Source organism: Campylobacter sp. BCW_6873 (genome assembly GCF_001762365.1).
Classification (GTDB): domain Bacteria; phylum Campylobacterota; class Campylobacteria; order Campylobacterales; family Campylobacteraceae; genus Campylobacter_D; species Campylobacter_D jejuni.
Window position 1 is genome coordinate 1 of sequence record NZ_MJWS01000078.1, and the last position, 8,337, is coordinate 8,337.

6 protein-coding genes, 2 tRNA genes and 1 pseudogene are annotated in these 8,337 nt (G+C 27.9%); 4 read left to right on the forward strand and 5 right to left on the reverse strand.

Annotated elements, in window-relative coordinates:
• Positions 1-29: 29 nt before the first annotated feature.
• Positions 30-317 (forward strand): hypothetical protein, encoded by a 288-nt coding sequence (locus AJ932_RS07090; RefSeq protein WP_173405599.1) that lies wholly within the window; start codon positions 30-32, stop codon positions 315-317.
• A 50-nt stretch (positions 318-367) separates the two neighbouring features.
• Here the strand turns inward: AJ932_RS07090 and AJ932_RS10975 are convergent.
• A pseudogene (locus tag AJ932_RS10975) lies at positions 368-1,206 on the reverse strand (tyrosine-type recombinase/integrase); the annotation flags it as partial.
• A 304-nt stretch (positions 1,207-1,510) separates the two neighbouring features.
• On the opposite strand from AJ932_RS10975, the gene AJ932_RS07100 reads away from it, so the two are divergent.
• The 3 genes from AJ932_RS07100 (at position 1,511) to AJ932_RS07110 (ending at position 4,135) form a co-directional block, all read left to right on the forward strand.
• The gene (locus tag AJ932_RS07100; protein ID WP_251813936.1) at positions 1,511-2,362 is read left to right on the forward strand and encodes a 3'-5' exonuclease; all 852 of its coding nucleotides are present in this window, start codon (positions 1,511-1,513) and stop codon (positions 2,360-2,362) included.
• A 16-nt stretch (positions 2,363-2,378) separates the two neighbouring features.
• Positions 2,379-2,645 carry a helix-turn-helix domain-containing protein gene (locus AJ932_RS07105; protein ID WP_141081636.1) on the forward strand — a complete coding sequence of 89 codons (267 nt, stop codon included), beginning with the start codon at positions 2,379-2,381 and terminating at the stop codon, positions 2,643-2,645.
• A gap of 578 nt (positions 2,646-3,223) precedes the next feature.
• Positions 3,224-4,135, forward strand: a complete 912-nt coding sequence (locus AJ932_RS07110) for an AEC family transporter (protein ID WP_002853470.1) — start codon at positions 3,224-3,226, stop codon at positions 4,133-4,135.
• A 7-nt stretch (positions 4,136-4,142) separates the two neighbouring features.
• On the opposite strand, the gene AJ932_RS07115 is transcribed toward AJ932_RS07110, so the two are convergent.
• The 4 genes from AJ932_RS07115 to AJ932_RS07130 all read right to left on the reverse strand — a co-directional run bounded on the left by AJ932_RS07115 (position 4,143) and on the right by AJ932_RS07130 (position 8,336).
• Entirely contained in the window at positions 4,143-7,655 is a 3,513-nt protein-coding gene (locus tag AJ932_RS07115) for an acyl-[ACP]--phospholipid O-acyltransferase (protein WP_070278809.1), read from the reverse strand.
• Between the two features lie 24 nt (positions 7,656-7,679).
• A complete protein-coding gene (locus tag AJ932_RS07120) occupies positions 7,680-8,066 on the reverse strand; it encodes a hypothetical protein (RefSeq protein WP_044779481.1) in 387 nt (128 codons plus the stop codon).
• A gap of 66 nt (positions 8,067-8,132) precedes the next feature.
• Positions 8,133-8,209, reverse strand: a tRNA-Asp gene (locus tag AJ932_RS07125).
• A gap of 51 nt (positions 8,210-8,260) precedes the next feature.
• Positions 8,261-8,336 (reverse strand) — tRNA-Val (locus tag AJ932_RS07130).
• Between the last annotated feature and the right edge of the window lies 1 nt (position 8,337).

Below are 8,337 nucleotides of genomic sequence, written 5' to 3' on the forward strand. Positions count from 1 at the left end.
TTGAAAATAAAGAAAATAGAGAAAAACTCATAAAAACCCTAATAATACACTTAAATTCTTATTTAGAGGCTGAAAGTAATCTACAAAAAATCAAGATTTTAGTCAAAATATATCAAAATTTACAAAAATGTAGCCGAACTCCTGATCTTATTGATATAGAAGAACTTGAATTTAACAAAGAAGACATTTTCGAAGAATTATTTTATGCTTTAGGCGGTTTAGGAGGTATGTATTCCGTAGAAATAATACAATCAAGAATTGCAAATTTCATCAAAATACTTGGCGGAGAACCTAAACTTTTATTAGAACAATTTTAAACACATAGACTTCTTCTTGAAGTCTATGCAAATACTCAATTTTAGAAAAATTAATTATTCGATAACGCAGCTTTTATTGTATCATTTGTTGCTTTGGCATATATAGTTGTAGTATTTAGATTTGCATGTCTTAGAATTTTTTGTATGACCACAAGATTTGTTCCTTTGGCTGTTAATCTCATGGCTAAAGTGTGTCTAAGCAAATGAAGTCCTTTTTTGCTGATCAAAGCTTTAGCGTAAATATTATTTACAATCAAAAAAGCATTGCTTCTATTTAAATGTTTTCCTGTGCTAGTTTGCATTATGTAATCACTATCTTGGATATTTTCTTTAAAATATTCAAGCTCGTCTTCAATTTCTTCTTTTTTAATAAATGCAAATTGTTCTTTACCGCCCTTGCCTATTATGGATATTTTTAATATTTCATCATCAACCTCTTCAAAATCACAAAGTTTTACATTTAAAGCTTCAGAAATTCTAAGTCCTCCATAAAGCATAAGTTTTTTCTAAAACTATTGTAAACTTCTTTTTTTGCTTTTTCTTTCTCTAAAACATTATTTAGCCTTATAATTTCATTTTCATTAAGATAATTTAATTTTTCTTCTGATTTTTCTGTTCTAAATCTAATTTTCTTCATATCAAAGGAAAAAATAAACAAATCATCATTATTATCGCTTATAAAAAAAGCTAGTTAATACTCTCAAATAAGTTATTTTTGTTTTTTTTTGATAGTTTATTGCCATTTTTTGAATTATTTTCTAAATAATTAAGAAAATTGACTAAAAAAGTCGTTTTTATATCGTTTATTTGCATTTTATCTTGATAATCTAAAGAATATTCTACAAGATCTAAAAATACGCCTATAAAACAATAAAGTGTTCTTTAAATATAATATTATCTATATAAATAAAATTTCATATAATCTACATACAACATCAGAAATTGATAATAAATATTTATCTTGATTTATCTTATTGATGTTTTTAAGTTTTATTCCAACAATTTCATAAAACTTTAGTTTTATTGTATTTAATTTATCTTCAGTGTAAAAAATTTATATTTTGCAATTAGTCCTTCAAACAATTTTATAGATGTAAAATCTATATTTTCAAGTTCTTTGCTATACAAATAATTATTTATAACTTCTTTTAATTCAACTTACAAAACCAAAGCTAGAATATGATTTTATTTTAGTGGATAAAGCACAGGATATCAACGCTTGTGTTATCGACATTGCTCTTAACCAAAAGCAAGCTAAAAAAGTTTTTATAGGAGATACATTCCGAAGCATTTATAAATTCAGAGGTGCTGTAAATTCCTTAGAAGTATTAGCATCTATGCCAAAATCTCATATTTTATATCTAACTCAAAGCTTTAGATGCCCACAAAGCATAGCTACTATTGCCAATTCTTATTTGGGAATTTTAAATGCTCCAAGAGATTTTAAAGGAACGCTAAAACCAAGAAAGGAAAATAATGAAAATGAAGCAAAAGCTATAATATGCAGAACTAATGCTAAACTATTTAATATAGCAGTAGAAAATTTAAATAAAAAATTATTTTTTGTGGGAGGGGTGAATAGTTATAGTTTTGATGAGTTATTAGACATACAAAATCTTCTTTTTAAAAAACACAAATATATCAAAAATCAGTTTATTGCAAAATTTGCCGACTTAAAAGAACTTCTTGAATATATCAACGAAACTAAAGAGGTTGACTTAAAACAAAAAATATTTGTTCTTTTTAAATATGTACATAGCGATATTATAAAGCTTATCAAAGATATTGAAAAAAGCTGTGTTAAAAAACAAGAACAAGCTGATTTGATATTAAGTACAGGACACAAGAGCAAAGGTTTAGAGTGGAATAATGTTGAAATTATTGATGATTTTTTAAACATCAAGCAAGAACTTGAAGAAAGAGAACAAATTACCATAGCAAAAGAAGAATTAAATCTTTTGTATGCGGCAGTTACAAGAGCTAAAAATTCTTTAAACATTAACAAAGATTATTTGCTTGAAAAAGATTTTATAGAAAAAAATTAGAAAGGATAACAATAGAATGAAAATAATTAAAAAACTACAAGAAGATGGAAGCTTTAAAGAGCAAACTTATTATTCTGTCGATGAAGTTGCAAAAATGTACTCTGTAACCCATACAACAGTTCGTGTATGGAACTCAAGAGGTGTTCTAAAAAGCTTTAAATTAGAAAAAGGTTATTGCATATCAAAAGAAACCATTCTCGATTTTCAGAAAATAGAAGACCCCCCCCCCAAAAAAAAAGGAGAGGAAAAATGGTTGAAAAATATTATAATAGAGAAGAAATAGCAAAGATGCTTAATGTAAATATCCTAACAATTAGAAATTGGGTTAAGTCAGGATATATTAAGGAATATAAAATTAGTACAAATGTAAGAAAACCATTATATAATCTTGAAGAAATTGAAAAAAATTAAACTCCAATTCAAACAATATATAACAATCAATCACTCGCCTATGCTCTCGCTTCTTTTAGCGGGAGCGGTATATATTCAATCAACTCTTTAATATACACTTTTAAATACAATGGTAAAAATATTAAAAAAATAGGAATAAACATAATGTTTATAATTTTCCTAACTTTTATCCTAACTTTTTATTTTTATGCTATTTATAAATATTGTATAGTAGTGTTTTTATTAGCATTATTCAAATCTCGCTAACCGCACCATTATTTAAAATTATAATCATTTAACTTAAAATACTAACTATTTAAAATCAAATTTCAACTTACAATTTCTTAAAGTTACAAAAAATAAAAAATATTGGTTTTTTTAAAAAACTTAAAAAATATTAAGATTTTTTTTAAGTATAAAGAATATAATTCTATCCGTTTTCAAAAACCATCCCTTAAAAAGGATTATTCAATGTTTGTTTTTATACCATTATTTACAATTTTTATTTTACTTGCAGGCGGATATTTTGCCAAAAGAATTGGCGTTTTAAAACAAAAACAAGCTAGGACTTTTTTAGATTTTGCTATTATTTTTGCTTTACCTTGTTTGATTTTCGATAAAGCATATCATTTAAATTTTGATTTTTCATTGATTATTTTTATTTTTATTGGATTATTTAGCTGTATATTAGCAGCTTTTTTTGCTATTCTTATTGGAAAAGTTTTTCATTTTTCTAAAGTAACTTTAGTCAGTATGTTTTTGCTTTCTTGTTTTGGAAATACTATATTTGTGGGTATGCCTATTGTTGCTGGTGTATTTAATGACCCACAATTTAGCGCTGAAGTTATATTTTACGATGCTTTAGCCACAACTTTACCTATATCACTTTTTGGACCTTTTATACTTTCTTTGGGAAATGGAGAAAAAGTCAGTTTACTTGCTAATGTTAAAAAAATTCTTAGTTTTCCACCTTTTTTAGCTTTGCTTTTTGGTTTTTTGTGCAAATTAATTACTTTACCTGAATTTATTTTCTCTCCTATTCGTTTATTTGGCGCTTCTGCAACCCCTGTTGCACTTTTTGCCATAGGTTTAGGACTTGGCTTTATGGCGATTAAAACCTCTTACAAACCTACAGTAATTGTCATCTTTGCTAAAATGATTTTAGCTCCTTTATTTTTTGTATTTTGTTTAAAAATATTTAATTTAGAATTAAAAGATTCTACTATCGTTGCTATTATAGAAAGCGCAGCTCCTACTATGACCTTAGCAGGAGCTATGGTAATGAAAGCTAAACTAGATAGCAATTTAGCCGTAAGTGCTGTAGCCTTTGGAGTTCTTTTTGCTTTTGTTTCTATGCCAATTTTAATTTGGGCTTTGTTATAAGCTCAAATTATATGGCTAAATTTTTAGCTAATTCTTTAACTTTTTTAAGATCAACTTTTCCTGAACCTAGGAGGGGAATTTTTTCTATTTGAAAATAATATCTAGGTTTAAAAAGTGTAGGTATATTAGAATTTTTTATAATCTCACATACTCTTTCAAAAATTTCATTATTACATTCTATGAGTAAAGCAATTTGTTCCCCTTTTTTCTCATCTTCTAAAGATGTGGCACAAAATTTAACCACTTCAGTATCTATGAATTTGGCAATTTCTTCTTCTATTGCACCCAAAGAAATCATCTCTCCGCCAATTTTTGCAAAGCGAGAATAACGATCGATAATATATAAAAAACCATCTTCATCCAAATGTCCCTTATCTCCCGTGTTGTACCATCTTATGCCATCAATTTCTTTAATAACTTCATCGGTTTTTTCTTTGTTATTAAGATAGCCTACCATAACTTGATGACCGCCTATAAGTATGAGTCCATCTTCATTTGTTTTTAAATTTTCATAATTATTTGGATTAACAATACGTACCGCAGTTCCAGGTAGAGGCATTCCTACACTTCCTTCTTTATTGGCACGATGTATAAGCCAATAATCCGCATCAAAACGATTTGGTAAATTTACACTCGCTACAGGTGTAGTTTCCGTAGCTCCATAACCTTCAAAAATGCTTTTTTTAAACTTCATTTCAAAAGCAGTTCTTACTTCATTTTTTAGTTTTTCAGCACCTGATACAACTATTCTTAAGCTTTCAAACATTAAAGCATCAAGTTTTTTATTTCTTGCATAAATTCCTAAAAAGGTTGAAGTTCCACACATAATAGTGACATTATTTTTAGCAACAGTTTTGGCAACCCCTAAGGCATCAGTTGGATCTGCAAAAGTGATACTTTTAATACCTTCAAGCAAAGGCAAAAATGTAGTTACGGTAAGTCCAAAAGCATGAAAAGGTGGTAAAGATGAGAGAATGACATCATTGTTTCTTGTGCAAAGCACATCAGAAATTTGTGCTATATTGCTTAAAATATTACGGTTATTGAGCATAACACCTTTTGGAGAACCCTCACTTCCGCTACTAAACAAAATAGCTGCGATGGCAAGATTGTTTTTTGAAGGAGTGAAGATGCTTTTGAGTATAAAACTAGGTATAATACTAACTGCTAACATCATGCTAAAAATTTTAGTTTTTTGCATTTTAAAATCTTCTACAATATCTTCAAAATAAATTAAATGTATATTTGTATCGAAATTTAGGTTTATACCTTTATTTGCTAATTTTTCTAAAAAAGTTTTAGAAGTATAAATTTGTGAAATTTGCGCATTTTTTATAGCTGCTTTTAGAGCTTTTTCTCCAGCCGTAAAATTAAGATTTACTGCAATTTTTTCTGCGATTAAAACAGATAGATTGGTTAAAGAACTTGCAAAAGAAGCAGGTAATAAAATTCCTATAGCTTCCTCTTTAGGAGCGTAACTTCCACGCCGAGGGTTAATGTTTAATTCTTTGGATTTTCTTTTAATAAAAAAATTAAGAATTAAACTAAGACTCAACATTTTTCTATAAGAAATATCTCCAGCTAGTGTATCGATAATAGCTATTTGATTTAGATTTTTTTTAGCTGTATCTATCCAAGCTCTTGCTATAGTATGCATAGCTTCGCATTGTGATTTCCAAGCCATAAAAGAAAGTTCAAAAACTTTAGCTTTAACTTCATCTTTTTTAGAATGCAAAGGCATAGCTTTACCAAAAGCTATAGCAATTTTTCTTTTATTTAAAGTGCGGTTTCTTGCTGAAAATTCTTCATCGCTTCTTGAAAAAGCACTACCCCAAAGTCCTCTTATATAAAAAGGAATAATTTTTCCATCATCTTCGCTTAAATATTCACAAGCTAATTCAAATCCTGCTTTAAATTCATTTAATTGTCCATGTCTTGAAAGCGTACCTTCAGGAAACAAGCAAACTAAATTACCTTCTTTGATATGCTTTGCTATCAGTTCTAAACTCGTCTTACTTCCTGTACTTGATACAGGAATAATACCAAATTTATCAAGAAAAATTTTAATATACCATTTAGAATAAATACTTCTTTCCATAACAAAATAAATTTTTCTTGGAATTGCCATTTGTACAACAGCCCAATCAATAAAAGAAATATGATTACCTAAAAGCAAAGCTCCACCTTTTTCTGGTATATTTTCAAAACCTTCTACAAGTAAGCGGTATCGTTGCAAAAAAGCTATGCTTAAAAGTATACGCACTAAAGAAAAGGGAAGTTTTAAAAGTATATAAAAACTTCCTATAAAGGTTACTAAAGTAATAAAATAAAACAAATAAACTACATTGATTTCAAATTTTGCAAATAAAGTTGCTAAGAGTAAAAATCCTAACATGGCAATATTTTGAAAAAAATTATTTCCTGCAAGAATTTGTCCCAATTCATTTTCTTTGGCATGAAATTGGATTAAAGTATTTAAAGGAATGATAAAAAGAGCTCCGCAAAATCCAAAAAAGAAAAATAAAAAACTATAACTTAATAAACTTATAAAATAAGGCATTAAAAAAGCCATTAAAAACATACCCAATGCACCAAGTGGAATAAGTCCAAGTTCTATATAATTTTTTGAAAATTTACCAGCTACTAAAGAGCCTAAAATCACTCCTATACCAGAAAAAGCGAGTGAAATTTGCACATAAAAAGTATTTTCTATGAAAAGTTCATTTTTGACAAAGACAGGAAAGCTAACAAGATAAAGTTGAGATATAGCCCAAAAAAATGAAATTCCTATTATGCAAAGCCAAATAGTTTTATTTTTAAAAACAAGCTTAAGATTATTTATTAGAAGTTTTCCACGGATATAGTCTTTTTTGTTAAAAACTAAATCTTTATTTGTTTGTTTGAGCTTAGGTAAACGCCACGCAAAAAATACTTCGATACAAGAAAATATAATTAGCACAATTCCTAAAGGCGCTACTTCTTTTAAAATTTCATCTGTTTGATTATATGTAGAGCTATAAAGACTTTCAAAACTTAAAGAAAATAAAGCCATTCCTGCTAAGATTGCCATAATGCTTACTGCATTAATTACACCATTGCCCATAGCAAGAAAGTCTTTTCCTACAAGTTCTTTGATAAAACCGTATTTGCTTGGTGAATAAATCGCTGCTTGTGCTCCCATTATAAAAGTAAAAATAAAAGCCATCCAAAAAGCACCGCTATAGTAACAAATGCAAATTATTAAAGTGAGTATAACATTGAAAATTGCTGAAATTTTCATTACAATATTTTTTGGATATTTATCCGCTAAAAAACCCGAGGGAGAAAGCATAAGAATAAAAGGAAGTAAAATCAAAGCATTAACTATAGCATTTAAAAATAATTGCTCACTTCCTTCATAGGCCTTATAAATAGTATTTTGAATAATAATTTTATGTCCCAAATCCACAAAAGCATTGATGAATGCTATAAGTAAAAAAGGAATTAATCCGTAAATTTTCAAAAAAGATTTTTTTTGCATTATTTAAACCTCGTCAATTAGCACTTATTTTACAAATTTAGGAAAATTATCTATATTATCTTTTAAAATAATTCCATCGATTTTTAATTTATAAAATTTTTTAAAATTCTCTAATTTATCAACAATCATTAAAACCCTACTATCAAAAACATAAAATTCTGCAACCTTGCTAGCAAATTTTGCAAGTTTTTTATCATTGCATAGCAAAAATTTAGCTCCTAAAGCATTGGCTAAAAATATCTCGTCTTTATTTTGCACTAAAATAGCAAATTCAAAATCATTTTGACTTAAATAAGAAATCAATTTTTCATCATAAACAATACAATAAACTTTATTATCTTTAACTTCTTCAACACTTTCAATAAAAGAAAAATCTAAATTTTTTAATAATTTATGTCCAATAATAAGCATTTTTTTCCTTAGCTCTATTTTTTATTATTTTGCAAATTATACTTATAAAATTGTTACCAAGCAAGATGGCGCAGCGGACGGGGCTCGAACCCGCGACCTCCGCCGTGACAGGGCGGCATTCTAACCAGCTGAACTACCGCTGCATCCAAAGTAAAGAAGTAGAGATTATAAAACCTATTTATGATTTTATAAAATGGTGGTCACTATAAGACTCGAACTTATGACATCCACCTTGTAAGGGTGGCGCTCTACCAACTGAGCTAAGCGACCT

Bases quoted from the DNA above. Each gene is read 5' to 3' on its own strand.
- AJ932_RS07105 (WP_141081636.1), top strand. From the start codon at position 2,379: ATGAAAATAATTAAAAAACTACAAGAAGATGGAAGCTTTAAAGAGCAA.
- AJ932_RS07110 (WP_002853470.1), top strand. From the start codon at position 3,224: ATGTTTGTTTTTATACCATTATTTACAATTTTTATTTTACTTGCAGGC.
- AJ932_RS07115 (WP_070278809.1), bottom strand. From the start codon at position 7,655: ATGCAAAAAAAATCTTTTTTGAAAATTTACGGATTAATTCCTTTTTTA.
- AJ932_RS07120 (WP_044779481.1), bottom strand. From the start codon at position 8,066: ATGCTTATTATTGGACATAAATTATTAAAAAATTTAGATTTTTCTTTT.